Below are 26231 nucleotides of genomic sequence, written 5' to 3'. Positions count from 1 at the left end.
CGCCCGCGAGGGCGGCTCACCTGTCCGGGTGGCGGAATGGCAGACGCGCTAGCTTGAGGTGCTAGTGCCCGTATAGGGCGTGGGGGTTCAAGTCCCCCCTCGGACACCGAGTTGAACCCCCACGGTTCTACAGCCGTGCGTGTTTCCTCTTCGATGGATCATCGGCTCGCTTACTTCTTCGCGTGAGCCCGTTCCCGTGCTGCCGCGCGCGGGCGTCGTCAGCGCCAGGACCGTCCACGGCTGGTACGAGGATGTCGCCAGGCGCCGTCCGCGTCCGACTCGGGCACGCAGGGGGCACCGCTACCCGGGCGTGGTCATCCGCGACCGGGCAGCGTGTTAGCCGGCCCGGCTCGACGGGGGACGACGGTACCGGCTCGGAACGGGTCCGGACGGACGAGGAGGTTGCCGCTCTTATGTGGACCGGTCCGAAAGCCCTGTTCCCCGACCGCTCGGTGATGTTGCGCCACAGGGCCCTCTCCAACGCTCGCTCGGGGCTCCATCAATGCTCGGCGACATCAGCCACCCGCCGATCGAGCCGCGCCAGCCCCGCGGGAGACCCCTGACGGGCGGGTCGTCGGACGGCGCGCCTTGAGCTGGGTCGGACCGGCCGGGTCCGTTGCCCAGGACCGGGGAGTGGCGTGCCTAAGGAAAACGCCCTTGGCGATGAGATGGCGGAGGATGTCGGCGGTCAAGGCAGCGACCCGCCCCTCCGTGTTAAACAGCGTGCCGTCCAGGTCGGTGACATGGAGGGTCGCCGGCCGCGGCATGTGCGGATCTCGTCCACGCTCCCTGGAACTTCCGCTGGACAGCCCCCCGCGGTTGATCAGCGGCTGCGGCACCTCTGATCTGACCGTGTCATCGGGTACTCACTGCAGCAGGTCCAGTGGCAGCTGCTCGACCGCCTGCCCGGGGCGGAACTGGCTCGCGGAGCAGCCGGCCCACGCCAGATGCCCGGCCGCGTGCGGGGAGGCGGCCGTGACGTGCCGGACGACGCCTCGGCCCCGGTGACGGATCCGTCCGTACTTGAGGTGAATCTTCGCGAGTTCGGCATCGAGCAAGCGGCGGGAGCAGTACTTGGCGTCCACGACCAGCGCCGAAGGCTCCGGCCCCTGACGCAGCACCAGGACGTCGGGAGTGGCCCTCCCCCGTGGCTGCAGGGCAGCGATCGGGGGCAGCGGATGGCGGACAAGCTCCAATGCCAGGCTGCCGGCTGGGTTGTAGCGCAGTTCAGGCTCGTAGACCACCACCACGTCTCCCGGGAAGCGGACCGTGGTTCCACTGGCGAGTTCGGCCCGGACTCCCCCTCCCCGCTGGTTGACCGCGAGCACGCCGTACCCCGGCGATAGGGGGTCCCCGTACCGGGCCGCGACCTGCCGGAGGACCTGGAGGTAGACCCAGTACTCGTAGAGCTGCGGAAGCGCACGAACACCCAGGCGCAACGCCCCGGGCCCCTCCACCGGCTCGGTCATCGCACCGGACACCGCGCGTAGCTCGGTGAGCACCCGGCGGTAGCGGACGTCAGCACGCGCTCCGTGCGGTAACCCGTGCATTCCCCGCTCGGTCCCCCGGTCAAATGGCGGTGCTGCCAGCAACCGCTGGACGTCGCCGACCACCCGTCCGGCACCGGCCTGGCGCTCGGCCAGTCGCAGGAGCCGGAGCAGCCCGCCGGCGATCGCGGCATTCTCCGGCGTCCGTGTCGACGGACCGATGGTCGGCAGGTCCGCCGGCAGGCCCAGCCCGGCACGCGCCAGTTCCCGGGGCGCTGCGCGGGCGGCCGTCCGCGACCGGGACGGGTCCATCCGTGCGGTGGTCGGGACCAACCGTGCCGACGGTGCCCGTCGGATGGCCTCCACGGCCGGGGCGATGCGGCGCCACACAACCACCGCATCCGGCTCCGGGACGAAGCCGCTCACGGCGGAGGCACTTCCGGGGTCGTACAGCAGTTGGGCCCACACGCCGCGGAGGTCGGCGCGCAGCACCTCGTACTCGGCGCGGCTGATCTTGTCCGCCACCACCTCGATCTCCCCGGCCGGGCTGCCGTCCACCTCGATGGCCAGCAGCCCGACGTGGCCGGCGAGCACCGACGTGGACAACCGCGCCCGGAACTCACCGCCCCCTCCCGCCGTCCCTAGGTAGATTCCGACGGCGCTGACGACGGCCCCCGGTGCGACTCCTGCCAGGACGAGCTCTCCGGTTTCGAGCACCTTCGGTGCCGCCGGGCCGGCGATGTCGCGGGGGCCGCGTGCCGTCGATGCGGTGATCACTGACCCAGCAGCCCGACACGGACGTCCGTGCCGTCGAGGAAGGCGTCGTCGCTCGTCCGCGGGTCGAGCCAGTCGTCGAGGACCGTGGTGCACCGACGACAGGCGTCGCCTGCGATGGCGGTGCGGAACTGCTCGAGCCCGTACTCCAGGTCGCGCTTGTAGCCTCGGACCTTCGGCACCACGCGCTGCAGGAGAGCCAGATCCAGCGCATCGGCGTCGGGGAGCACACCGCTGGCGTTGCCGAGGAACCGCTCCACCTCGATGTGCGCGCGGAGTCCCAGCCCGAGCCGCATGCCGGTGAATGCGTCGGCGATCTGGACAAGCAGATCGTGCGCCCGGTCGGACGGCTCAATCGAGCAGATGCCTTGCCAGTCCTCCCACCGCACGGCCCAGGAAGGTTCCCGCGCGTCGGGCCGCCCCGGATCGGGGTGGATCTCGTGGTGGGCACGCGTGACCCGCGTGGCTAACTGCAGGACGTTCGCCCGGTCCAGCACCCGGTCGGACAGCGCTCGGGTTGTCTCGTCCACGTTGACCGTCCCGATCAGGAACAGGTTCTCCGGCAGCGGCAGCTCCGATGGCCAGTCCTGGGCGTTCCCCGGCTTGATGCCGGGCGAGTAGAGACGGAGGGCCGGGCGCGGCTGACCGGGGCTGCGCACGTCCTCCATGGCCGAGAGGACGTCGGCCATGTACTGCTCCACCGGCGCCAGGTTCATCTCATCGAGCAGGCAGAAGAACGGCAGGTCGGGGTCGCGCTCGCAGGCCCGGACGAGCAGGGCGAGGAAGCCGGGCTGGAAGACGTTGCTGACCGGGTTGAGGTAGCCGAGGACGTCGCTCTCGTCCACCCAGTTCGGGCGGACGGCGATCCGCACGAATCGGCCGTTTGCAGGGGTGGCGTTGAGCGCCTCGGCGTACAGCCGGGCGATGGCGGTCTTCCCGCTCCCGGTCAAGCCGGCGAGGATGACGAACGGCTTGGCCTTCAGGGCGACGTGCAGCCGCCGTACGTCGTCCGCGCCGATGCCGCTGAACTGCTGGACGTACCGCTCGAGATGAGCGACCAGGGCCTCTTCGCCGTCGTCCACCCGCCAGTTCGGCACCTGACGCCGCTCGATCAAAGCACGGGCGCGGCCGACCGTACGGTGAGCGGCCACCAGGCGACCGGACTCGAGGTCGTCGGACACCTCATCGAGCAGGCGGCTCGCGTCGCGTCGGTCGTCCGCGCCGAGTTGGCTTTCCTCGAGCAACCTGCGGATGTCGGCCAGTGCGGACACGGCCTTCTGCGCCCGGGTTACCTCAACCTGCCGCACCCGATCGGCCAGCTCGTCCACGTCAGGCACCCGAAGAGGGGACGCCTGCTCTCGGCGCTGCCGTGACTCGGCCAGCAAGGGGTAGTCGTCCTCCACCAGGCCGGCGAGCCGGCCGAGGAGCTCGTCGTAGCGCTGTTCAAGCCGCTGGGCCTGGCGCTCCTCAAGTTGCTGACGTGCCCGGTCGATTCGAGCTTCGAAGTTGTCCAGGTCGTCGGCCGTCTGCGCCGGTACGAGGTCCACGAGCAACTCAGCATCCTCGTGCCCGGCATCTGCCTCCAACTGCGCCAGCTGCCTGTGGAGGCCGTCGGCGCGCTCCGCTACGCCGACGGCGTGCTCGGCCTCGGGCAGGCGTCCGTCCGAAAGCGCTTCCTCAGCCCGCTTCCGCCAGGAGACCACGAACGCGTCGGTCGAGGAGGCACGGAGCCGCTCGATGCGCTTGCGCGCCACCGTCGCCTGCTCCCGTTGACGCCGGGTCTGCTCGGCCTCGGCGAACAGCTCCTCGGCGTAGGTGAGCTTGTACTCGCCCAGGCTCATCTCGATGAGGCCGATCGTGTCGGAATCGAGCGGGGAGCAACGCCTCCGGAGGTCAGCGACCTCGGCCCGGATGCGATCGAGCGAGGCGGCCGCAGTTCCGTCGGCGCCGGGCCTGGAAGCCGCGATCGCTGCGAGCAGGAAGCGGTCATCCCGGTCGACCGCCGCTGCCGCGAGGCGCTGGACCCGGTCGGAGAGGGCGTCCGCGACCCGCTTTTCCTCCTCCTCCCAGTCGGCAGCCCGTACCAAGGCGTAGCGCAGGACGTGGTCGGCAATCTCCCTGTGGTCGGGCGCGAGCGCCTCGATCGACTCCCTCAGCGTGCCGATGTCGCAGGAGCTGCCGCGCCACGGTTGAACGGTCTGCTGACGCTCCACTGCGCCTTCCACGCTGCGGAGCTGTTCGGTGGCCTGATTGGCGAAGTACGTCCGCCGCGAGCCACCCTGGTCGGCGGCCGCGTTGGCCCACCCGGCGATGACCTCTTCATCCGGCATCTCGAAGTCCGGCTGGTCTCCGGCCAGCAACGCCCGCCGGGCCGCCGCCACACGGGGCTGGACCTCCCGGTTCCACACGTCCTTCTCCGCATGGCGGTCCATGCCAGCAGGCCGGTCACCGGTAGCGAGCTGCTCAAGCATCTCGCGGTAGTCCTCCAAATCGCCGAGCCAGCGGATGACGGGGTAGGGCGCGTCGACGTCCCGGAGCCGGGTGACGAGTGCGCCGACCGTGGGCGCCACCGCCTCCGAGAGAGCCCACAGCGCCTGCGCGCTCTCGCGGCGACCAGCCATCCCGTAGAGCCACAGGTGGAGCAGCGTCGCGATCGACTGGTCCGCGCTGACCCCCGCCAGCCTGACGACGAGCTCGGTGGCCGGGCAGGCTCCCCCGCCGTCCGGTCGCTGTGCCCAATCGTCCGGGGTCTCCTCCTCCGCGGCGAACGGCAGAAGCAGCGTCGCAGCGCTTAGCGCGTCGGCGTTTCCGATCAGCGCAGCGCGGTTCTCCACCAACGACCGCAGCAGCGCCAGATCCCGCGCCGGCTGCTCCGCTTCCTGACCCACCGAGTCCCCCATGCCCGGAGCATGGCAGCACGGCGCGTTTCCTGGCGGGGATATGAACTCAGCGCCATTGCCGGCGCGTCCCGCAAGCCGAGCCACCACGCTCGCGTCGAACTGGCCCCGGGTCCCGAGGCACGAGCGGTCCCCTGCCGCACGCCACCGCGTACGACAGTCACCGACCTGGCGCGAAGCGTGTGCCGATGTAATGTGTCGCCCCTCGGACACAGCACCGCCCCGGTGTTCCTGGAGGTCAGGGGCCCGGAGCGCTTCGGTGTCCGGGGTCGGCCGGGCCGCTCGGTGCGGGTTCGACGCTCCGTCGTGCCCGGGCCGCCCGGTGCCCGCATCGTCGTCCTCACGCTCCCGGCCGGCGTCAGCGGGCGGGGTCGACCACGGTCACCCCGGCGACCGTCGCCCGGTCGAACACGGGAAGCAGTGCGGCCGCCTCCTCGAGCCCGATGGTGCGTTCGACCAGCCGCTGCGGCTGCAGCGACCCGCTCTCGACGAGCGCCATCATCTCCGGGTAGTCGGCCGCGGCCATCCCGTGGCTGCCCAACAGGTCCAGTTCCCAGCCGATCGCCCGCGCCATCGGGACCCGCGGATGACCGTCGACCGGTGGCAGCAGGCCGACCTGCACGTGCCGCCCGCGCCGGCGCAGGCTCAGGATCGAGTCGGCGCAGGTCTGCTCGCTGCCCACCGCGTCGACGGCGACGTGGCTGCCACCGCGGGTCAGGTCCACGACGGCCGCCGGGACGTCGCGGCCGTCGGCGCGCACCGTGTGCTCGGCGCCGAGCGCGGCGGCCGCGGCGAGCGCCTCCGGGTTGCGGTCCACCGCCACTACCCTGGCCCCCAGCGAGCCGGCGACCATGACTGCGCTCAGCCCCACCCCGCCGGCACCCACGACCGTGACCCACTCCCCCGCGGCGACCCGCGCGCGGCCGACCAGGGCGCGGTACGCCGTGGCGAACCGGCACCCCAGTGCGGCCGCCGCCGTGGGGTCGACCCCGTCGGGGATGCGCACCAGGTTGGCGTCGGCCGCGTGCAGGGCGACGTACTCGGCGAAGGAGCCCCAGTGGGTGAAGCCGGGCTGCTGCTGGTCCGGGCAGACCTGCGCCTCCCCGGCCCGGCACCACTCGCAGCGTCCGCAGCCGCAGACGAAGGGGACGGTCACCCGGTCACCGGGGCGCCAGCGAGCGACGCCGTCACCGACGTCGACCACCACCCCGGCGAGCTCGTGGCCCGGCACGTGCGGGAACACGACCTCGTCGTGCCCCGCCCAGGCGTGCCAGTCGCTACGGCACACGCCCGTGGCGGTCACACGCAGCACCACCCCGCCAGACGGAGCCGTGGGCTCGGCCACCTCGCGGACCCGGGGCAGGGCTCGGACCGAATCGACGACCACCGCGCGCACAGCCACATGCTGTCAGCCCGGCGCCGTCCCACCCGCGGGGTGACCGAGGACGGGCAGTACCCGCCGCCTTCGACGGATCGGCGGCGTCCCGGGGACTCCGCGTGCCGGGCCGTGTCCCGTCCTGGCGCGGTGTCCTCGAGCGGCCCGCTCAGGGCGGCGCGGAGCTTGCCCCGTAAGGCTGACCGTCCTGGCGCGTTCAGCGCTGTCCGGCGACCGCTCAACATCCGGGCGCCTGACCGCTGCGGCCGTCGCTTCACCCGGGGCGCCGGCCCGTCCGCTCAGCGCGGGTCCCGCCACATGGGGACCATCCGGGGGCAGCCGGGCGGTACGTCGATCGTGCCGTGCTCGGCGAAGCCGAGCCGCCGGTAGAGCGGGACGCTGCGCTCGCAGGTGGCCTCGAGGTAGGCGGGCACCCCGTCGGTGTCGCAGCGGTCTGCCATCGCCTGCAGGAGCGCGGCGCCGAGTCCCTGGCCCCGCCGCTCGGGCCTCGTCCCGACGTAGAGCAGATACCAGTGCGGCGGCAGCTCGCGGTGGTGGGCGTACAGCGCTGACCGCACCCGCTGGAAGTACGGCATCCGCCGCCCGCCGATCCGCAGCCAGGCCGGCAGCTCGCGCAGGTCCTGCCGTGCCGACCCCCGCCAGTGACCGGGCGGGAACCAGACCGCCGCGGCGTCGGCACCGGCCGTCGTCCACAGGCCACCGTGGCTGAGGCTGCGGGCACCGTCGACGGCGAAGACGCGCCGGATGCGCTCCTCCCGCGCCCGTACCCCCGGCGGCAGCAGGTGGACGAAGAGCGGGTCGTCGGTGAAGGCCACCGCCAGCGTGCGGGTCAGCTCGTCGAGGTCCGCCGACCGGGCCGGACGGACCAAGTGCTGCAGCTCGCTCATGCGGAGACCGTTCTCCGCGGCGCACCGGCGGGCCAGAGACCTACGGCCTCGCGCGGTGGTGACGCGCCCGCGGTCCCGGGAGAGGAGACGGCCACCAGTGGCGCCAGGTCCGGGAAGAGTCCGTCACCTGCCCTCCGGAGAGACAGCGGTTGTCCCTGAGCGGTCCACTTATAGACACTCAGGTCAGGCCGCTCGCCATACGTTGGATTCGCCCCGCTCAGCGGTCGGTGAGCGCCACCCGCAGGCCCAGACCGATGAGCACGGTGCCGGTGACGCGCTCGATGGCGATGCGCACGCGCTCCCGGGACAGCAGTCGACCGAGAGCGCCGACAGCGAGCGCAAACGTTCGCCACCAGAGCACGGCCACGCCGAGGAAGACGGCTGCCAGGACGCCGGTGGTGAACGCCGGCTCTCCTGGGGACACGAACTGTGGGATGAGCGTCAAGAAGATGAGTGCGATCTTGGGGTTGAGCAGGTTGCTGACCAGGCCCTGCCGGAAGGCCGCCTTCCGCCCCAGCACCGTCGGCACGGGCGCCTCGGTAGGCGTGGAGGCTGCCGGGCGCTTGCGCGAATGCCACAGGGTCATCACGCCCAGGTAGACCAAGTACGCCGCGCCGACGAACTTGATCACCATGAACGCCGTGGCCGACGCGGCGAGGATCGCAGCCAGGCCGATCGCGGACGCCGTGGCGTACGCGGCGATGCCCGTGCAGCAGCCCAGCCCTGTCCACCACGCCATCCGGACACCGCCTCGTACTCCGTTGCGTAGGACGAGGGCCATGTCCGGTCCGGGGGTCAGCGTGAGAACCGCGACTACGGCAAGGAAGGGCAGGAGCTGAGATGGCACCGAGCCACTGTAGGCAGCGCCCCGGTTCCCTCGGCTTGGCGCTTCCAGGCGATGGCAGGAAGTTGCCAGAACTGTCCCTGAAGCCGCCTTCTGGGACTCCCGCCGACATCGCCGCCCGTCGGCGTGCCGGGTCCGCGGCCGGTCGGCGGTGCCGTGGCGGGCGGTGATGACGCTGCCGGCGCCGGCGCACCTGCCGCTGGGTTCCGGCTGCACGCCCGACCACGCGGTCCTCGACGCCCCGGCCACCTGGTGCGCGGTGGCGGCGCGGCTGGCCGGCGACGGGGCGCACCACCGCGCCCTGGTCGAGGCCGGGGATGAGCGGGGCTCCGAGCGGCTGGCCGACCTGCTGCCCCCGCAGGACGAGGCCGCCGCGTTCCTCGCCGGCTGCGATCCCGCAGCGCGGCGGGTGGCCCTGTCGCTGTGGGCGGCCAACGGCGGGCTGTCGGTCGCCGACGTCGCCACGGCCACCGCCGCCGTGCTCGCCGACGACCTGCGGGCACGGCCGTGAGCGGGCCGCCGGAGGACCGGCCGCCGCGTCGGCGTCCTGCCGGTGATCGCCGCGCCGCCCTGCAGCTGCTGCCCGAGCAGGGCACGGGCCCCTGCGGCAGCAGGCGACGCGGTCTCGGTTCGGCCGCACGGTCCCCGCGGTCGGGCCCGCCGCTGCCCGGGGGACCGGGGACGCCTGGGGCGTTGGTCCCTGTGCCGCACCGGCCCGGGGGTCCACAGTCGGCGGGGCGGGCGGCTGACGACCGTTCCGTCCGACCACGAGTGCGACAGCGCCGAGCGGAGGCAGCCATGCCCACGACGATGCGGACAACGACCGGCCACGTCCGGGCGGCAGTGCTGATCACCGGGGCGGTCGGCCTGGTGGTCACGGGCATCCCGTCCGCCGCGGCGACACCGCCGATGGGTGCGGCGATCGCGCCGGAGATCATCGTCCTGCCGGGCGCCACCTCGGCGGAGGGCATCGCGCACGGCGAGGGCAGCACGTTCTACGCCGGTGACCTGTTCGCGGGCGACATCTTCCGCGGCGATCTGGAGCAGGGAACCGCCGAGCTGTTCATCGACGCACCGGAGGGGCGGTGGGCGGTCGGCATGGACACCGACACCCGGCACGACCTGCTGTACGTGGCCGGCGGCGGCACCGGGCAGGCCTACGTCTACGACCTGCGGACGGGGGCCACCGTCGCCACCTACCAGTTCGCGCCGCCGTCCCCACCCGACGCCGACCCGCCCACCACGGTGGTCAACGACGTCACGGTGACCGAGGCCGGCGCGTGGTTCACCGAGAGCCGCCGGGGTGTCCTGTACTTCGTGCCGATCGACCACCACGGCCGGCCGGGAGCCGAGTTCCGCACGCTGGCGCTGCGGGGACCGGCGGCCGAGACGCCCGGGCCGTTCAACCTCAACGGCATCGCCGCCGTCGGGCACGGCGGCCAGCTCGTGGTCGCCCACGCGGCCGAGGGCGCGCTGTACACGGTGGATCCGGTGACGGGCGACAGCGCCCGGATCGCCGGGGTCGACGTGCCGACCGTCGACGGCATCGTGCTGCACGGCCGGCGGCTGTGGGCGGTGCAGAACAGCAACCAGGTCACCGAGGTGCGGCTGAGCGGGGACCTGACGTCCGGCTCGGTCGTGGAGGTCATCACCAGCGGTCTGTTCCAGGTCCCGGCCACGGCGATCCGGCACGACGGACGGCTCGCCGTCGTGAACGCGAAGTTCGACACCGGCATCCCCCCGACCGCCGGGCAGTACGAGGTCGTGCTCGTCGACGACTGACCCGAGCAGCCGCCCAGGCCGCCGGGCCGGCTCTTCGTCAGCTGTCGTAGGCGTCCGGCCGGCCGGCGCGGCCAACGGGCTCAGGGGGCGGCCGGCGCCGGCGGCGGCCCGGGGCTCTCGCCTGGGGCGGCGGGGATGGCGCCGGTGGTGGCGATCTCGTCGGCGATGTCCGTGAGCTTGCGGTGGGTGACTGAGGAGGTGCGGACGAGGAAGGCGAAGGCCTGGTCGGGGGTGAGCTTGTAGCGCTCCATCAGGATGCCTTTGGCCTGGCCGATGCGGTCGCGGCTGCGGAGCGCGGCCTCCAGGTGCTCCTCGCGTTCGGCGGCGGCCAGCGCGATCGCGGCGTGAACGGCGACGATCCGCGCAACGGCCTCGGAGTCGCCGTCGAAGGCGTGCGGGGTACCGGCGTAGAGGTTCAACGCGCCGAGCTCCTTGCCCGGGGTGACGTAGAGCCGCAGCGAGAGCATGCTGCCCACCCCCAGTTCGCGGGCGGCGGTGGCGAAGCGGGGCCAGCGCTCCTCGGTGGCCACGTCCGGGGCGTGCACCACCTCCTGGCGGAGCGCCGCGTAGCACGGGCCCTCGCCGAGCCGGTCCTGCAGCGCATCCAGGGTGGTGGGGCGTTCTCCGGTGGCTGCCCGGGCCTCGATCCGGGAGCGGCCGACGACGAAGCTGATGCCGACGTCCTCGGCGCCGGGCACGGCGACCGCGGCGGCGGCGGTGATCGCCTCCAGCGTGGTCTCCACCGGCGGGTGCCGCTCGGTGCGCAGCCGGGCCGCGACCTCACGCAAGACCTCGGCGAGATCTGCCATCGGGACCTCCGGCGCCACCGTTCCCCCGGGCGACGCCCACGGTCGCACCCCACCGCCCCCACCGCAATGCCCGTTGCTGCCACAGCCGTTGCGGCAATGCCCCTTGCGCGACGGCGTGCCTCTTGTCGAGCATCGAGCCGGCGTGTCGACCTGATCGGCAGGAGGCCTGCGTGCGGCGGTCACCACCCCCCGAAGATCCGGCGCTGGCGGCGTTGGAGGACATCTGCGCCACGGCGCAGCAGATGATCGCCAACGCCCAGCAGATCCTCCAGCGCTCGGCCTACATCCGCGACGGGCGAGCGGCCGGCCTGCCCTACCGGGAGATCGTGCCGACCGAGCCGCGCCCGCTGATCGTGGAGCTGCTCAGCGCCACCCTGTCCGACCTCACCGACGCGGGAAGCCGCTGGCGACGCGCCGAGGCCCGCGCCCTGCACGACGAGGGTCTGAGCATGGACGCCATCGCCGGGCTGTTCGGCGTCACCCGCCAACGCGTCTCCGCTCTGCTCAACGCCCCCCGCGACCGCTGAGCGCGCGCGGCAGGCCCCGGACCGGCGTGTCCGGCGCAGGTCGGCGACATGTCCGCGCAGCCGCCCGAGCCGCGCCGAGATCGGTGTTTCGGTGGACCGGGAGCGGAGCACACAGGGCAACGCCTGACGGGTGCGGATGCTCAACCAGCGGCCGTCCCCACCCACTAGGGGGAGCGGGTGGCCGCGAATGTGACCGGCCCCTCCAGCGTGACGGCGCCGTCCGGGCCGGAGCGCTGTGTCGAGGTGCTGCAGCAGGTCGTCGAGCTGGTGAGCGCGGGGTGCTCTGCCGTGGAGCAGGTGTCGGTCAGCCTGGCCTGCGGCGAGACGCTGGAGACGGTGGCGGCCGCCGGTGAGCTGGCGCGCCGGATGGACGAGGCCCAGTACGAGGCCGGGGAGGGCCCGTGCCTCACCGCCGCCCGGGAGGGCGTGGTCGTGGTGGTGGCCGACCTGGCCAGCGAGAGCCGCTGGCCACGGTTCGCCCGCCGGATGGCTGCCGAACCCGGGATCCGCAGCGTGGCCAGCCTGCCCATCCGGATCGGCGAGAACCCGATCGGCTCGCTGAACTTCGCCTTTCGGCGCGGGGGGCGTTCTCCGAGCTGTGCCGGGCGGAGGCCGAACCGCAGTTGGCCGCGACAGCCGAGTTGGCGTTGACCGCGGTGGAGTCACAGCAACGAGCAGCCGAGGCCACCGCCCGCGCGGCACAGGGCGAGGAGTTCCTCACCGACCTGGCCCACGACCTGCGCTCGGGCATGACCGTGGCGCTGTCCGCCAACGAGCTCCTCGACATCCAGCGGCCGCTGCTGGGCGCCGAGGGCCGAGAGGTCCTGGACCTGCTCACCGACGAGCTGCGGCGTGCGCGGTGGCTGCTGACCGAGCTGCTGGACCTGGCCCGAGCCGACGCCGCCGGCGCCGAGTCGGCTGCGGAGCTGGTGCCGGCGGTGTACGACACGCTGGCGCGGCACCGCCACCCGGTGCCGGTGCAGGTCGACCCCGCGGCGATCGACGTCCGGGTGCGCCTTCACCCGGTGCGGATCGGCCGCATCCTGGCCAACCTGCTGGACAACGCCGATCGGCACGCGGGTGGAGCGACCGCGGTGCGGGCCGGGCGCGACGGTGACCGGGCCTGGATGGCGGTGGAGGACGGCGGACCGGGCGTGCCGGCCGGTCGCCGCGACCAGATCTTCACCCGCTTCGGGCACGGACGGGTCCTGGAAGAACACGTCGGTGCACACCTGGGGCTGGCGCTGTGCCGCCAGCACGCCCGGCGGGCCGGTGGCGACCTGCTGGTCGAAGACCGGGACGGCGGAGGAGCCCGGTTCCTGCTCGTGCTGCCGGTCACCGCCCTGTGACATCGGGACCGGTGGCCCCCGGCGGGCTGTCCGTCTCCGACGTGGCCACGGCCACCGCCGGCGTCCTCGCCGACGCGCAGCGGGCAACGACGAGCAGCGGGCAACGCCGTGAGCGGGCCGTCGGATGACCGTCAGGCCCAACTGGCCGCGCTCGGCCGGATCCTCGCCGGGTGGGACGCGGCGTTCGGCCCGGTCGGTGAACAGGACCAGGCCGCGGCAGCGGCTGGCTTCGACGACCTGGGCGCCCCCAGCGGCACCGCCCCGCCCCGCGCAGCGGTGGGCAGCGCTCCGCGGCGACCTGGGCCGGCCGGATGCGGGAGCTGGTCGTGTCGGCCTCCGCGGGCAAGATCGGCGGCACGAGGGAGCTGCCCCTGCCGGGGCCACCGGATGAGTGCCCACGGTGCGCACGCACCGACGCCGGCCTCCACATCGTCACCGGATCCGGCGACGATCACCGGCACCTCTGTGGCACCTGCCTGGCCACCGTCGCCCGCATCGAACACCCGCAGCACGACGCCCGCACCCACGACCCGACCGACGAGCCGGCCAACTGCGCGGACGCCGCGCCATGGGAGCCCGCCGGCGGCACCGACGAGGAGGCCGCTGGAGCACGGCCTGGCCGCCGTCCACGAGCTGCAGGTCCGCATCGACCGCGCCCGCGCAGACGCCGCGCGCCAGCTGCTGCAGCTGGCGACCGCGCGGGCCGGCGCCTACGCCGACATGTACCCCGAGGGCGCCGGGATGGTCGCCGCCTCCGACGACCTGATGCAGGAGCTCGAGGACGAACTGCTGCCGGCTGCCGTCGAGCAGCTGCGTGCGCAGGAGAACGCCGTCGATGCCCTGGGCCGGCGGCTTCGCCGGCTGCAGGCCCGGCTCGCCGACCGGCCTGCCGTCGCCGTCGAGCGCACCGCCACCCGGGACGAGGTGCTCGCCGCCCGGCGCGTGCTGCGCCCGCTGGCCGAGTACCACGGCCTGACCCGCCCGCGGGTCGACGCCGCCGGCGCGGTCATCGTCACGGTGCCGGCCGGGGAGCCCGGCCACGGGACGCTGCGCCGGTTCGCCGCCGCGGCCGCCGAGGTCGTCGGCGTGTGGGTCACCGTCGTCGCCGACGACGCCCCCGCGGCGGCCACCGACACCACATCGCTGTGAGCACGATCCCGGCCACGAGCAGCGGCGACCTGAACCGGCTGACTGCGGGTGCGCAGCGCGGCAGCCGCGGATCCGACACGCGAACCTCGCGGCGGCTGCACCGTGGCGCGGGAGACGGCGGCGCCCGGCCCAGCCGGCACTGTCGCTCCTGCCCGCTACCGAGCGCTGACACGTCGGCACAGTTCGTCCGGGGATCGCGCGGGGCCGGTCTTGTGTCCCGGGATGGGTTGACCCTCCGGCGGCGGAGTCTCAGCGTGTGCGGCCTCGGGGCCGCAGTCAGCCCCGCCGCCGGAGGGAGGCGCGCAATGCCGCAGCTGGTACCGGAGTTCGAGTACTACGCCGACCTGGACCCCCACCCGGTCGGGCCGGGGCCGTTCGGGAACCGCCTGGAGGCGACGGTCACCGGCGGAAAGGTCACCGGGGACCGGCTGCGGGGCTCGCTGGTCGGTGCCGGCGCGGATTGGCTGCTGGTGTGCCCCGACGGGTTCGGCCGCCTGGACGTGCGCGCCACGATGCAGACCGACGACGGCGCGTTCATCTACGCCCAGTACTTCGGCCTGGTGGAGCTCACCCCGGCGATCCTCGCGATCATGGAAGGCGGCGGGGCGCCGACGGACTTCGGCGAGCAGTACTTCTTCACCAACCCGCGTCTGGAGACCGGGGACGAGCGCTACGCGTGGGTCAACCGGACGATGTTCCTCGGCGAGGGGCGCGTGCTGCCCGGACCGCGGGTGGAGTACCGGGTCTACCGGATCGCCAACAGCGACTGACCCAGAACCCGACCTGCCCGCCGCCCGGTAGGAGCCCGCGCACAACCGGGTGGAGCAGGGAACGCCGGCTCCCCACGGTAGGCAGACGTGGGCACGGTGGAGCTGTTCGTCGACTGGTCGCCGGTCGTCACCGCGCACCGGTTCCGCACCCGTGCCCCGGCGGCGACCCGCTGGCGGCTGCACGCCGGCGACACCGTGGTCGTGCTCAGCGACGACGTCGCCCCGGCCCGCGCCCGCGTACTGGCCGTCGACCACCCCGAAGTCGAGTTCGAGCTGCTCGACGAGCCCGGCCCCACCGCGGACCCGAGCGCCGACCCGTGCCCGCGCACCGCCGTCGACCTGGACGACGTGCGCGCCCAGGTCGCGGCGTTCGAGGCTGAGCACCCGGCATCGGCGCGGGCAACTACCCCGACGCCTTCTGTGACGCCGACGGCCGGCTCGTCGAGTCCGAGGAGTTCTTCGCCGTCACCGAGCTGTGCGCCATCCTCGAGATCGCGGACCGGCCATCCGCCGGCGCCGCGCCGCGGCGGGCACGCCGGCCCGGGGCCGACGTCGGAGCAGGCCCGCGCGGCCGACCGGGCCGGACATGCGGAGCCGGCGGCGCGCCGGCTGGCCGCGCTCGACGAGTTCCTCGACCAGTCGAAGGCCGCCCACGGGCCGATCGGCGCCGAGGAGATGGAGGCGGCGGTGCGGCGGCTCCGCGCCCGCGGGCCGGGGCGCGACCGGAACCGCGCGCTCCCGCCAGCGCTGGTGTGGCGCCGGGGCACCGCCGCGGAACTGGAGGAGATGCGGGCCCGGCTGCGCGATTTCGAGGAGCGCTACGGCGCGCCCAGCGACCACGTGCTGGAGGTCGCCGCCTTCCACGCCGCCGATGGCCTCGTCGAGACGGACGATCTGGTGGCCTGGTCGTCGCTGTGGGACCGCTACCGCGGCCTGACCGAGCCGCTGGAGAAGACGGCGCCAGCGGTCAAGGCGCGGGTCCGGGTCGACATCCACCTGAGCCCGGACGGGGTCCGCACGCTCGCCTCCACGAGCGACGTCTCCCCGCCGGTGACACTGACGCCCGGTGACCTCGTCGAGGTGACCGACGGCGAGTCCACCCGGCCGGCGATCGTCGACCCGCTCGACGGCGACACCGTGTCCCTGGTGGTGCGCTAGGTGTGATGCCCAGCCAGGTTGTTCAACCTGGCTGGGCATCACAACTAGGTCTGCCGCCGTCGTCGGCTGTCCGACCTGGTCTGCCGGGAGGACCGGTGGAGATGCCCGAGAAGTGCGCGTGCATGAAACCGGGCCGGACGCCCCCGTCAGGCCCCCGCCACGTCGCGGGCGGCGGCCCCCGGTTCGGTCAGGCAGCGCCAGGCCGGGACGCGCAGCACCCGCCAGCCGAGCCGCTGCAGCACCAGGTCACGAACGAGATCCTGGCGACGTTGCCGGCCACGGGCGTCGGTGTGCTGTGTGCCGTCGCACTCCACGTCGAACTGACGGCCGTCAGCGGTGATCACCGCAAAGTCCAGTTCGTAGCCGTCGACGACCGGCTTGAGCTGCACACTCAGGCCTGCATCGGTGAGCGCCGCGTACAGCCGCCGCTCGGCCTCCGAGTGCAGCCGCCGGTCTTCTCGGTCGGCCGGTGACGGCGTCGGGTGTTCGCGCCGGGCGACGTCGGCCAACACTGCCAGCGTCGGCGTCGGCAGCTGCGCCAATGCGCTGGCGTCACCGGCTACGACCAGGGCACGGCGGGCGCGGCTGACCGCGACGTTGACCAGATTCCGTTGCTCCTCCACCCAGCGCGCGCTTCCGTACCGTGCTCCAGCGGCGAGCACCGGGCTGAACAACACGATGTCGCGCTCGCCGCCCTGGAAGCGGTGCGCGGTCCCCACAGCGACCTCACGGGCCGTCCACTGCTCCTCACCGAGGGCGCGGCGCAGCTCGTTGTCGATCAACGCTGCCTGGGCGGCAAAGGGGGTGACCACGCCCAGACTGCCCCGCTCGTCGGGGTGGTCGAGGACCCAGCGGACGATCGCGTCGGCTTCGGCACGGTTGACCGCCCCACTGCGCGGGCCGGGCTCGGTCTGCCCGGCCACCTCCAGCCAGTGGAGGCCGCGAACCGTGCCGTCCTGCCGGGTGACATCGGTGAGCACCCGCAGGGTGCCGCCGTAGAAGGCCTCGTTGAAGTATGCGGCGATCTCCGGATGGCAGCGGTAGTGCTCGTCCAGCAAGAACGGCGGCCGGCCGGCGCGTCGGGCGAAGGCTGTGTAGGCGGAATCCTGCCCATAGGAGACGGCGCGGGCGTGCAGGTCGTCCTGGCTGGCTCCGACGGAGGCAGCGACGATGGCGACGTCGCGGGGCGTGAGGGTGACGACGGGGGCCAGCTGGTTGGGGTCGCCGACGATGACCAGCCGCTTGGCCCGGTAGGCCAGCGGCAGCACCTCGGCCACGCCACACTGGCTGGCCTCATCGATGACGACGAGGTCGAACAGGCCGGCGGTCAGGGGGAAGTTCTGCCCGGCGGACAGGGCGGTGCAGGCCCAGCCGGTCGCTGAACGGAGGGCCTGGGCCACGGCGGCCAGGCGCGCGGCTCGGGCGCCGCGACGCAGGCGAGCCAGGTGCTTCAGCGCGGTGGCCCCGGCGCTGATCTGTGTCGCGACGGTGTGCTGGACGGCGGTGAGACTGGCCTGCTCCCACGCGTGGTCGGCGGCGGCGAGCTGGTCCCGCTCCGTGTCGGGGTCTCGTGGGCCGAGGGCGGTGACCTCGGCGTGGAGGGCGTCCCAACGCAGTTCGGCTTCGGCCCACTCGGCGAGGTCGGTGAGCTGTACGGCCCGTTCGGTCGGCACCTGAGCTGCGGTCAGCGTGCGGCGGGTGCGGGCGGCGGTGAACCAGCGGGAGCGCTCGACCCGTCGTGCACGGCGGGCGAGCTGAGCGCGGCGGTCGCGCACCGGGGAGGCTGCCGGCTGGCCCCACAGCAGGGTGCGGCGGGCCTCGAGGTCGAGGGCGAGCTGTCCGAGCTCGCCATCAACGGCGGCCCGGTGGGCCAGGGCGTCGTGCAGTCGGGTCCTGGTGGCGACGGCGACCTCGAGCTGGCGTCGGCTGATGGCGGCGGACACCCCGGGAGGCACCGGACGTCCGGCGAGGGCTTCCAGGGTCGGCGGGAGGGCCTCGCGCTGCTCGGCATTGCCGGTGCGGATGAGCAGCCCTTCGTCGATCGGGGTAGCGCGCTCGACGGCGACCTTCACGGCCTCGTTGTTGGTGGAGGCGACGAGCACGGTGTCCCCACGCAGCCAGGCCGCGGCGACGATCGCCGCGACGAGTTGGCTCTTGCCCGTCCCGGGTGGGCCGGTGATGACGGTGACCGGCAGGACCCCGGTGGCGGCGAGGGCCTGCTCCTGGGAATCGTTGAGTGTCAGCGGTGCGACCGGCGCCGGTTGGTCGGGCAGTGCGACGTCGGGAGCGGGCTCCAGCAGGTAGCGGGCGGCTGTCCGCAACCAGTCCGGGCGGGTGCGTAGCTGGGTGAGCTCTTCGACGAGTCCGGCAGTGGCGGCGTTCGTTGCACCCCGGTAGGCGACGGCCGCGTTGTACACGCCCGAAGCGCGCGGCCCAGGTGTGGATGACAGCCGCTGCGGGTCGAGGGCGGGGTGGTCGTCGAAGCCGAGCGCGGTAAGCACGTCGGCCAGCTGGCTCACGAGCCCTTCAGCGTCGCCGACGGCGAGGCCGCCGGCCGTCACGGCGCGTGCCGCGGCGAGCGCCTCGGGCGGGAAGAAGTCCTCGCACAGCAGCGCCGGGTTCAGGTAGGGCTCCGCGTCCTTCGCGAGCGCGTCCGTCTCCTCCGCGGTGGGTGGTTGCAGCGCGGTGACGACGAGGGGTGCGACGCGGCGGACGCGCCGTCGGTCGGGGACGACGACCAGCGGCCAGCCGTAGAAGACGGCCTCGTCGTTCCCGGCACCGTCGAAGAGCTGCCGCAGCTCGGGTCCCACTGGGACGGAGTCGGCCGTGCCGGCGAGCAACTGCTCCGTGGCGAGAGGGAGCGTTGCCCATGAATCGGCGGCGGTGTACTCGACCGGCTGGGCCAGTCCGGTGCGCTGCACACAGGCGAGGTGGTAGCGGACCAGCTCGTCCCACCGAGGGTCGACCGGTACGGGAGCTGGCGCGGGGAAGGCCGCGGCCGAGACGGGCGGACGAGCTCGGGCGACCACTCCACCATGCGCTGCGGCACCAGCCCGGTCGTGGGTCTGCTCCGGGCACTGCAGGCAGGCAGTCCACTTGGTGTCGGGATTCCAGCGAGCCTTCGTCCCCGCCGGCAGGATTCGCTGACAGCGCCGGCACGTCGTCGCGTACTTCAACGAGATGCGCCGCTCAGCCACTCGCCCCACCGTCCCCCGCCCCGATGTCCGCAGGCAAACCCGCCCCGCTACGGCCCGCGTGCAACCTGCCCTGACGGAACGCTATGGCACGGATCTGACATGTGAGCGAAGGCAGACAGGCGCGACGTATCCGACGCCCCGCATCTGCACCGCCATCCGCAGCCCACCGTGACATCTCGGTCGGGTGAAGCCAGCCGGTCGGCCTTGCGCTTCTGGGCGCAGGGCAGTCCTGCACAGGGCAGCCCGTTCGATGGACGTTTGCGATCTCGGCGTGGCCAGCCGATCCGCACCTGCGCGCGACAATGCCTGCGCTTCCCCCTCGGTGCGGAACCCGCCCGAGGAGACCACGAGGAAGTCAGATCTGCGGACAGTCTGCGCGGACAGATCAGGGCTCGCCAGCGCCTCCCTGAAACGGGCTCGATCTCCGACGAGTGGCGGATCGCAGCTCACTCAGGTGCGGCGTGCTCGCCAACAACAGCGGCCGGATATCGGGGCCGGCGTCCGTTCCGAAACACGCGAGGTCAGCCTGGCGCGTCACTGCCTCGTCGACAGATGTGCTGGTCGCAGCACCTAGCCGTGCCAGAGGGAAGCCTCCGGGCCGGACGCGGCGTATCCCGGAATGACGATCTCGGGTCGTCCCGGTCGGCGCGCTGCCTTCCGACCATGGCCACGGAGCCGCGCCCATCGCACCCCTCCCCCACCGGGACGGCTGCGGGCGGGACGGCTCACATCCCGGTGCCCAGGTCCCCTGGGACACCCGGGTGGGATCACACCTCTCCCGGCCGATGGAGCCCGGTGCCCGCGACACAGCACGCTGGAATCGGTGGGAGCGACGTATCCGCAACTGATCGGCGGGCTCGAGCGAGGCTTTCTGCTTCCGCGATCGAGCGGCTCGGCGCCCCCCGGTCGTCGGAGGACGCGGGGGCGCCCTCCGACGACCGTGCGGGTCAGCGGCTGCCGCCACCGATCATGGGATCGTCGTCGGCGTCCACCGCACCCCTCTCGGCACCCTCGGTGGAGGTCCTGGTGGTGTAGCCACCGGTATCGGACTCGTCGACCAAGACCTCGTCCCTCACCGCGTCCGCCGGTGGCTGTCGGACGACGGTGACCTCCTCGGGCCGGCTCGGGTGCGGCTGCTGTCCCGCCCCCTCGTTCTTCCCCTTCGATCCGGCCGCGACGGCGCCTGCTGCGGCGGCAGCGGCCCCCGCCACGGCAGCCGCACCCGCGGCGACCGCCTTGCCCGAGACGCCGGCCTTGCCGCTGTCCCCCCGGGAGGGGAAGGCGGCGTTGGCACCGGGGGTGCCGACGTCCTCGCCGGGGTTGATCGATCCACGCCAGCCGCCCGTGGCGTAGCCCTCGCTCTCCACGAGGGCCTTGAAGCGCTGCAGGTCGGACTCCACCTGCCTCTGCACGACGTTCAGCTTGTCGCCGACCTGCTCCACGAGCCCCTCCGGCTCGTACTCCAGCGACAGGTGCACGATGGTGGACCCCGTGCCGACCGGCTCGAACCGGACGGCCCCGGCGTTCGTCGCGCCCTCTGTCGCGGCCCAGGCGACCTTCTGGTCCGGGACCTGCTCGAGGATGGTGGCGTCCCACTCCCGCCGCACTCCGGCGATCTCGGCCACCCAGTGCAGACGCCGGTCGGTGTGCTGCCGCACTTCCTTCACCCCGCCCATGAAGTGCGGGAAGTCCTCGAACTGGGTCCACTGGTTGTAGGCGGTCGTCACCGGTACGTCCACCTGGATCGACTTCTCGGCCTTGGTGGTCATCACTCACCTCTCACTGGTCGGCTCCTGGACTCGACCCCTGTCCGCTACCCAGGCGCGGGAGACCGATGCCCGTCGCTGCGTTCGCCGTCTCTTCGGCGCGTGATCCCTGTCCGCGGAGTGACGGTCTCCCGCCCGAACGACCGAGCAGCCCGACCGACCGGCGACCGCACTGGCCGACCTCCAGCAGGAAGCGGTCGTACTCCGGGCCCGCGCGTGGGTCCAGGCGTGGACGGTCGCCCCGACCCGGGCGAGGCCCCCGTGCGGCCGGCACCCGTGCCCCCCCCCGTTGCGACCACTGCGGGCATCGGCGGGGATCCGCGCGCTCCGCTCACCGGAGGCGGCCCTCCCGGCCTGCGCCGCCCTGCCCTGTCGTGATGCTCGTGGGCCCTGCCCCCGGCACGAACCGTGCGGGTGTGCACCGACTCGCTTCTCGGACTCAGGAGAACTGCCCGCCGTCGCTGACCGCGGGGCCGGTGTCCTCCTCGGAGCCGACCTCGCCGGCACCTTCGGATCAGCTACCGGCGGCCAGACGCCGGCCCATCTGCTCGTGCACGGCCTGGATGCCCTGCAGGGGCCGCATCATCACGCGGAACTCCACGACCCGGCCGGCGTCGTCGCACCGGACGATGTCGACGCCGTTGACGTACCTGCCCTCCACGCTGGTCTCGAACTCGAGCACCGCGGTGTCCCCGGAGAGGACCTGCTTGGTGTACCGGAAGCCCCCGGCTGCACCGGCCAGCGTCCGGGCTGCCGCCTCGAGGTACTGCCTCGTGACGGCCTTCCCGCGCTGCGGCGTGTAGACCACCGGCGAGTAGAAGACGACGTCATCGGCGAGCAGCTCGTCGAGCCCGCCGGGGAGGTCCCCTGCCAGGAACCGGTGCCAGCGGGCGATCACGTCGTCGATCACGGCGCCTCCTCGTCGGTCGGGTGTGGAGCGCGGTCGCGTCCCGGCACGGATCCTGCCCTCCGGAGGCGACCGCGGTCGCGACCGACGGTCCGGGAGCCCCGGTCACGCGGGCGGCGTCAGGCCCCGCCGCAGCTCGTCCAGGGCCTGCGCGAGGTCCACCCGCGGCGCCCAGCCCCACCCGCGCGCCCGGTCGGTGCGCAGCTGCCCGGTCCAGACCGGCTCGTCGGTCCACTCGGGTTCGATGCCCAGCGCGTCGGTCACCGTGCCGAGGTAGTCCCGCCACGTCGCCGGCTCCCCCGCGACGACGACCGGGGTGGTGCTCCCGGCCACGGGGCCCCGCTCCGGGTCGTCGGCGGTCGGGACGGCGCCCGTGGCGACGTCCGCGATCAGCGTCGCCAGGTCGTCGACGTGCACCCAGGCCCAGGTCTGCGCCGGGTTCGCCCGGGCCTCCCCGTCGCGGACCTGCCGCGGCCGCAGGGTGTTCCAGATCGAGGTGTCGCCGGCGCCCAGGATGGCCGGCGGGCGGACCAGCACGGTGGTGAGCCCGCCGATCCGCGCCAGCGCGGCGTCGGTGGCGTTCTTGGTGTCCGGGTAGTCGCCGCTGCCCTCGGGGAGGAGGACGCCGTCCTCGGCCACGTCCCCGACGCCGGCCGACCGGTCGTAGACCCCGGCGGTGGACACGTGCACGAGCCGGGCGACGCCGGCGTCCCGTGCCGCCCGGGCGAGGACCGGTGTGCCCTCGACGCCCACCCGGTGCTGCACGTCGCGGGAGGAGCCCATCGGGTGGACAGTCGTGACGACAGCGTCCGCGCCGCGGGTCACGGCGCGGGCGAGGCCCTCGTCGGCGAAGTCGCCGACGTGCTCGTCGACCCCGGCGAGCGCGGGGGCGCTGCCGGCGCGCCGGACGACGGCGCGCACCTGCGCCGACCGTGCGGCCAGCGCCCGGCACACCGCGGCGCCCACCAGTCCGTTCGCGCCGGTCACCACGACGACGGGCGGGGGATCGGCCATGCCGTCCACCCTGCCAGCGACGGCGCGAGGCCGCCCGCGGTGCCGGAGCGCCTCGGACACCGGGCGGGGCACGCCACCAGCAGGGGGCATCCACCGATCGATGGATGCCCGTCGTCGCCGGTTGCCCGATGTCGGGGGCGGCGCGGGTGAGGTCTTCGGCATCCTCGGCCCCAACGCCGCCGGCAAGACCACCACGGTGGAGTCGATCGCGGGCCTGCGCGTGGGCGACGCCGGTTCCGTCCGGGTCCTCGGCATCGACCCCTGGACCGATCGCCCGGCGCTCACCCGTGTGCTCGGCGTCCAGCTGCAGGAGAGCCGGCTGCAGCCGAGGATCACGGTGGACGAGGCGCTCGCCCTGTGGAGCTCGTTCCACGACGACCCGCTGCCGTGGCGTGCCCTCGCCGAGCGGCTCGGGCTCGGCGCCCAGGGCGGCACGCGCTTCGCCGACCTCTCCGGTGGCCAGCAGCAGCGCCTGTCCATCGCGCTGGCCCTCGTCGGCCGCCCGCGGGTGGCGGTCCTCGACGAGCTCAGCACCGGCCTCGACCCGCGCGCCCGGCGCCAGGTGTGGGACGTCGTCCGCGAGCTCCGCGCCGACGGCGTGACCGTCCTGCTCGTCACCTACTCGATGGAGGAGGCGCAGCAGCGCTGCGACCGGATAGCGATCATCCACTCCGGCCGGGTCCGCGCCCTCGACACCCCCGACGGCCTCGTCCGCCGCGCCACCGCCGCCACGATCACCTCGTTCACCGCGTCGGCCCCCGTCGACCTCGAGGACCTCCGCGCCCTCGACGGCGTCAGCAGCGTGCACGGCGACGCCGGCCGCATCGTCGTCGAGGGGACCGACGGCGCGGCGCTCGCCGTCCTCGACCGGCTGCGGCAGCAGCGCGTCACGCCGTCCGGCCTGCGCGTCGTCGACGGCCCGCTCGACGCCGCCTACCTCGACCTCACGTCCACGACCACGACCACCGAGGAGACGCCCGCATGAGCACCACGACCACCGGCCCCCGCCCCGGCACGGGCGGCGCCGGCGCCGCCGTGCTGCGCGCCGAGGCGCGGCTCTTCGGCCGCGAGCTCGGGTCCCTGTTCTGGATCCTGCTGTTCCCGACGATCCTGCTCGTGATCATCGGCGCGATCCCCGGCTTCCGCGAGGCCGACGCGAGCCTCGGCGGTCAGCGCGTCGTCGACCTCTACACCTCGACCGCCGTGCTGCTGGCGATGATCATGGCCGCGATCCTGGCGATGCCGTCGGTGATCGCGGCTACCGCGAGCGGGGCGTCCTGCGACGGCTCCGGACGACGCCGGTGCACCCCGGGGCCCTGCTGTTCGCCCAGGCCGGCCTGCACGCGGCCGCCGTCCTCGTCTCGGTCGCCCTGGCGCTGGGCGTGGCGCGCCTGGTGTACGGCGTCCCGCTCTCCCGGGCCGTGGCCTGGTACGCGGTCTGCGCCGTGCTCGCCACCGCGGCGACCTCCTCCATCGGCGCCGTCGTCACCGCGGCGGCCAGGACCACCCGGGTCGTGCAGACGGTCGGCACGATCGTGCTGTTCCCGTGTGGATGGGGATCACGCCCGCCCCCGGCGCCGTGAACTACACCGGGCGCACAGCTCTGGCGTTCGCGCTGTGCTGGCTCAACCCGTGGTACGCGATCTTCGCCTGGATCGGCTACATCGACGCGTACTCGGCGCTGCGCGGCGTGTGGGTGTACGTCGGCGTCGCGGTCGTGGCGATCGCCCAGGCCGGTGCCCAGTCCGGCGGGTTCCCGCCGGACGGTCCCGTGCAGACCGTGGTCTTCGTCGCGCTCGTCGGGCTCAACGTCGGGCTGGTGATGGTGTTCATGCGGCTGGCCGAGCAGACCGAACGGCGCAACGCCGAGCTCGAACGCCTCAACTCCGACCTGCAGCGGCTGCTCGACGAGAACGCCTCGCTGCACGCGCAGCTGCTCGTGCAGGCCCGGGAGGCGGGCGTGCAGGAGGAGCGCCGGCGGCTGGCGCGCGAGATCCACGACACCATCGCGCAGGGCCTCGCCGGCATCGTCACCCAGCTCGAGGCGGCCGGCGGAGGCCAGCGGCAGGAGCGGGCCCCGCGGCTGGCGCGCCAGGCGCTCGGCGAGGCACGCCGCTCGGTGCTCGCGCTGGCGCCCCGCGACCTCGACGGCGCGACCCTGCCCGCTGCGCTCGGGTCGGTCGTCGACGGGTGGGCCGCCGACCGCGCCGTCCGGGCCGACGTGGCGGTCGTCGGCGACCCCGTCGCCCTGCACCCCGAGGTGGAGGCGACCGTGCTGCGCATCGCGCAGGAGGCGCTGACGAACGTGGCCAAGCACGCCGGCGCGGGCCGGGTCGGCGTGACGCTCTCGTACGACGACGACGAGGTGGTGCTCGACGTCCGGGACGACGGCGTCGGGTTCGACCCCGCGGCGCCGGCCGCGGAGAGCTCGTTCGGGTTGCACGGCATGCGCCAGCGGGCCGAGCGGCTCACCGGCCGGCTCGCCGTCGAGTCACGGCCCGGGAGCGGTACGGCCGTGTCGCTGCGGCTTCCCCGGCTGGCGAGAGAGGCGGCCTGAATGCGCGACCCCATCCGCATCGTGGTCGCCGACGACCACCCGGTCGTCCGCGACGGCGTGCGCAGCATGCTCGCCGGGGTGCCCGACTTCGACGTGGTGGGTGAGGCGGCCAGCGGACCCGAGGCCGTGGCGCAGGTGCGGGCCACCGATCCCGACGTGGTGGTCATGGACCTGCGGATGCCGGGCGGTGGCGGCGTCGACGCCGTCCGTGCCCTGCGCCGGGCGGGGTCGCGGGCCGCCGTCCTCGTCCTCACCACCTACGACACCGACTCCGAGACCGTCGCCGCGATCGAGGCCGGCGCCACCGGCTACCTGCTCAAGGACACCCCCGCCGAACGGCTCTTCGAGGCGGTGCGCGCCACGGCGGCCGGCGAGACGGTGCTCTCCCCCGCCGTCGCGGGCCGGCTGGCCTCGCACGTGCGCTCGCCGTCGGCGTCCGGGACGCTGAGCGGGCGCGAGCGGCAGGTGCTGGCGCTCGTCGCCCGGGGCACCTCCAACTGCGCCATCGCCGAGGAGCTGTTCGTCAGCGAGGCCACCGTCAAGACGCACCTGGTGCACGTGTACGAGAAGCTCGGGTGAGCGACCGCGCCGCAGCGGTGGCGACGGCGTACGAGCGCGGCATCCTCGGCTGATGTGCGGGGATCGGCACCGCCCCTCCGCCGGCGCGCGGTACCGCGTTCGACGACGTCCGCCGGGACGCGATGTACGAGGTCGGCCGGGTGACCGGTGCTGCCGTGGCGGACGGAGCCGTCGACCTCACCGTGGAGCTGGTGCGGATCGACGGCGTCGACCCGGGCCTGGTCCCCGGCGCGGCGGGCGAGGGCGCGGTCGTGGACCGGCTCGCCCGGCGGCTCGGCGCCCGCGGCTTCGACGTGGAGGTCGTGCCCGCCCGCTCCGCGCCCGGCCGGCCCAGCCTGATCGCCACCTCCCGGGGGGTGCGGCGGCGGCCGGAGCCCGGCCC

The 26231-nt window shown here is 73.8% G+C and carries 22 protein-coding genes and 1 tRNA gene; 13 read left to right on the top strand and 10 right to left on the bottom strand.

Translation table 11 applies throughout. The features are described from left to right. Nucleotides 1-22 precede the first annotated feature (22 nt). A tRNA-Leu gene (locus ACI8AC_RS10250) sits at nt 23-106 on the top strand. 760 nt (nt 107-866) lie between these two features. On the opposite strand, the gene ACI8AC_RS10245 is transcribed toward ACI8AC_RS10250, so the two are convergent. From ACI8AC_RS10245 to ACI8AC_RS10225, 5 genes are all read right to left on the bottom strand, one after another. After that, nucleotides 867-2264: a hypothetical protein gene (locus tag ACI8AC_RS10245; RefSeq protein ID WP_456897653.1), complete on the bottom strand. Its 1398-nt coding sequence runs from the start codon at nt 2262-2264 to the stop codon at nt 867-869. Further along, nucleotides 2261-5161 carry a hypothetical protein gene (locus tag ACI8AC_RS10240; RefSeq protein ID WP_456897652.1) on the bottom strand — a complete coding sequence of 967 codons (2901 nt, stop codon included), beginning with the start codon at nt 5159-5161 and terminating at the stop codon, nt 2261-2263. Before ACI8AC_RS10240 ends, ACI8AC_RS10245 begins: the two co-directional genes overlap by 4 nt. A gap of 355 nt (nt 5162-5516) precedes the next feature. After that, nucleotides 5517-6503, bottom strand: coding sequence for an alcohol dehydrogenase catalytic domain-containing protein (locus ACI8AC_RS10235; RefSeq protein ID WP_456897705.1), 987 nt, complete (start codon nt 6501-6503; stop codon nt 5517-5519). A gap of 329 nt (nt 6504-6832) precedes the next feature. After that, complete coding sequence (locus ACI8AC_RS10230; RefSeq protein ID WP_456897651.1) at nt 6833-7441, bottom strand: GNAT family N-acetyltransferase; 609 nt, start codon at nt 7439-7441, stop codon at nt 6833-6835. Between the two features lie 217 nt (nt 7442-7658). After that, a complete protein-coding gene (locus ACI8AC_RS10225) occupies nt 7659-8288 on the bottom strand; it encodes a LysE family translocator (protein WP_456897650.1) in 630 nt (209 codons plus the stop codon). Nucleotides 8289-8451: 163 nt separating this feature from the next. Here ACI8AC_RS10225 and ACI8AC_RS10220 point away from each other — a divergent pair, with 163 nt between their 5' ends. Next, nucleotides 8452-8796 carry a hypothetical protein gene (locus tag ACI8AC_RS10220; RefSeq protein WP_456897649.1) on the top strand — a complete coding sequence of 115 codons (345 nt, stop codon included), beginning with the start codon at nt 8452-8454 and terminating at the stop codon, nt 8794-8796. Between the two features lie 287 nt (nt 8797-9083). Next, a complete protein-coding gene (locus ACI8AC_RS10215; RefSeq protein WP_456897648.1) occupies nt 9084-10067 on the top strand; it encodes a hypothetical protein in 984 nt (327 codons plus the stop codon). 80 nt (nt 10068-10147) lie between these two features. Here ACI8AC_RS10215 and ACI8AC_RS10210 read toward each other — a convergent pair whose 3' ends face one another. Next, a complete protein-coding gene (locus ACI8AC_RS10210) occupies nt 10148-10876 on the bottom strand; it encodes a GAF and ANTAR domain-containing protein (protein WP_456897647.1) in 729 nt (242 codons plus the stop codon). Nucleotides 10877-11046: 170 nt separating this feature from the next. On the opposite strand from ACI8AC_RS10210, the gene ACI8AC_RS10205 reads away from it, so the two are divergent. The 6 genes from ACI8AC_RS10205 (at nt 11047) to ACI8AC_RS10180 (ending at nt 15829) form a co-directional block, all read left to right on the top strand. After that, nucleotides 11047-11403 (top strand): hypothetical protein, encoded by a 357-nt coding sequence (locus ACI8AC_RS10205; protein WP_456897646.1) that lies wholly within the window; start codon nt 11047-11049, stop codon nt 11401-11403. Between the two features lie 177 nt (nt 11404-11580). Further along, on the top strand, nt 11581-12054 hold the full coding sequence (locus tag ACI8AC_RS10200; RefSeq protein ID WP_456897645.1) for a GAF domain-containing protein: 474 nt from the start codon (nt 11581-11583) through the stop codon (nt 12052-12054). 5 nt (nt 12055-12059) lie between these two features. Further along, entirely contained in the window at nt 12060-12752 is a 693-nt protein-coding gene (locus ACI8AC_RS10195) for a sensor histidine kinase (protein WP_456897644.1), read from the top strand. Between the two features lie 465 nt (nt 12753-13217). Continuing rightward, a complete protein-coding gene (locus ACI8AC_RS10190; protein WP_456897643.1) occupies nt 13218-13901 on the top strand; it encodes a hypothetical protein in 684 nt (227 codons plus the stop codon). A 305-nt stretch (nt 13902-14206) separates the two neighbouring features. Continuing rightward, the gene (locus ACI8AC_RS10185) at nt 14207-14671 is read left to right on the top strand and encodes a DUF3237 domain-containing protein (RefSeq protein WP_456897642.1); all 465 of its coding nucleotides are present in this window, start codon (nt 14207-14209) and stop codon (nt 14669-14671) included. Nucleotides 14672-14758: 87 nt separating this feature from the next. Then, entirely contained in the window at nt 14759-15829 is a 1071-nt protein-coding gene (locus ACI8AC_RS10180) for a hypothetical protein (protein ID WP_456897641.1), read from the top strand. A 146-nt stretch (nt 15830-15975) separates the two neighbouring features. Here ACI8AC_RS10180 and ACI8AC_RS10175 read toward each other — a convergent pair whose 3' ends face one another. From ACI8AC_RS10175 to ACI8AC_RS10160, 4 genes are all read right to left on the bottom strand, one after another. Continuing rightward, on the bottom strand, nt 15976-18750 hold the full coding sequence (locus tag ACI8AC_RS10175) for an AAA domain-containing protein (protein WP_456897640.1): 2775 nt from the start codon (nt 18748-18750) through the stop codon (nt 15976-15978). A gap of 1223 nt (nt 18751-19973) precedes the next feature. Further along, nucleotides 19974-20795, bottom strand: a complete 822-nt coding sequence (locus ACI8AC_RS10170) for an SRPBCC family protein (RefSeq protein ID WP_456897639.1) — start codon at nt 20793-20795, stop codon at nt 19974-19976. 511 nt (nt 20796-21306) lie between these two features. After that, a complete protein-coding gene (locus ACI8AC_RS10165; RefSeq protein WP_456897638.1) occupies nt 21307-21702 on the bottom strand; it encodes a nuclear transport factor 2 family protein in 396 nt (131 codons plus the stop codon). Nucleotides 21703-21804: 102 nt separating this feature from the next. Then, entirely contained in the window at nt 21805-22713 is a 909-nt protein-coding gene (locus ACI8AC_RS10160) for an NAD-dependent epimerase/dehydratase family protein (RefSeq protein WP_456897637.1), read from the bottom strand. Between the two features lie 121 nt (nt 22714-22834). Between ACI8AC_RS10160 and ACI8AC_RS10155 the strand changes: the two genes are divergently transcribed. From ACI8AC_RS10155 to ACI8AC_RS10140, 4 genes are all read left to right on the top strand, one after another. Beyond that, nucleotides 22835-23698 carry an ABC transporter ATP-binding protein gene (locus ACI8AC_RS10155; protein ID WP_456897636.1) on the top strand — a complete coding sequence of 288 codons (864 nt, stop codon included), beginning with the start codon at nt 22835-22837 and terminating at the stop codon, nt 23696-23698. Between the two features lie 100 nt (nt 23699-23798). After that, complete coding sequence (locus tag ACI8AC_RS10150; protein WP_456897704.1) at nt 23799-24296, top strand: ABC transporter permease; 498 nt, start codon at nt 23799-23801, stop codon at nt 24294-24296. Beyond that, nucleotides 24266-25270, top strand: a complete 1005-nt coding sequence (locus ACI8AC_RS10145; RefSeq protein ID WP_456897635.1) for a sensor histidine kinase — start codon at nt 24266-24268, stop codon at nt 25268-25270. The genes ACI8AC_RS10150 and ACI8AC_RS10145 overlap by 31 nt, the downstream gene beginning before the upstream one ends. Continuing rightward, nucleotides 25271-25849, top strand: coding sequence for a response regulator (locus ACI8AC_RS10140; RefSeq protein ID WP_456897634.1), 579 nt, complete (start codon nt 25271-25273; stop codon nt 25847-25849). Nucleotides 25850-26231: the final 382 nt, after the last annotated feature.

The organism is Geodermatophilus sp. SYSU D00758, assembly GCF_054049955.1.
The sequence above is the reverse complement of the archived record's forward strand: the minus strand, read 5'-3'. Positions and strand labels throughout refer to the sequence as shown.

Excerpts from the sequence above, each read along its gene's own strand:
- ACI8AC_RS10160 (WP_456897637.1), bottom strand. The coding sequence starts at position 22,713 with ATGGCCGATCCCCCGCCCGTCGTCGTGGTGACCGGCGCGAACGGACTG.
- ACI8AC_RS10210 (WP_456897647.1), bottom strand. The coding sequence starts at position 10,876 with ATGGCAGATCTCGCCGAGGTCTTGCGTGAGGTCGCGGCCCGGCTGCGC.
- ACI8AC_RS10215 (WP_456897648.1), top strand. The coding sequence starts at position 9,084 with ATGCCCACGACGATGCGGACAACGACCGGCCACGTCCGGGCGGCAGTG.
- ACI8AC_RS10170 (WP_456897639.1), bottom strand. The coding sequence starts at position 20,795 with ATGACCACCAAGGCCGAGAAGTCGATCCAGGTGGACGTACCGGTGACG.
- ACI8AC_RS10240 (WP_456897652.1), bottom strand. The coding sequence starts at position 5,161 with ATGGGGGACTCGGTGGGTCAGGAAGCGGAGCAGCCGGCGCGGGATCTG.
- ACI8AC_RS10230 (WP_456897651.1), bottom strand. The coding sequence starts at position 7,441 with ATGAGCGAGCTGCAGCACTTGGTCCGTCCGGCCCGGTCGGCGGACCTC.
- ACI8AC_RS10185 (WP_456897642.1), top strand. The coding sequence starts at position 14,207 with ATGCCGCAGCTGGTACCGGAGTTCGAGTACTACGCCGACCTGGACCCC.
- ACI8AC_RS10145 (WP_456897635.1), top strand. The coding sequence starts at position 24,266 with ATGGGGATCACGCCCGCCCCCGGCGCCGTGAACTACACCGGGCGCACA.
- ACI8AC_RS10140 (WP_456897634.1), top strand. The coding sequence starts at position 25,271 with ATGCGCGACCCCATCCGCATCGTGGTCGCCGACGACCACCCGGTCGTC.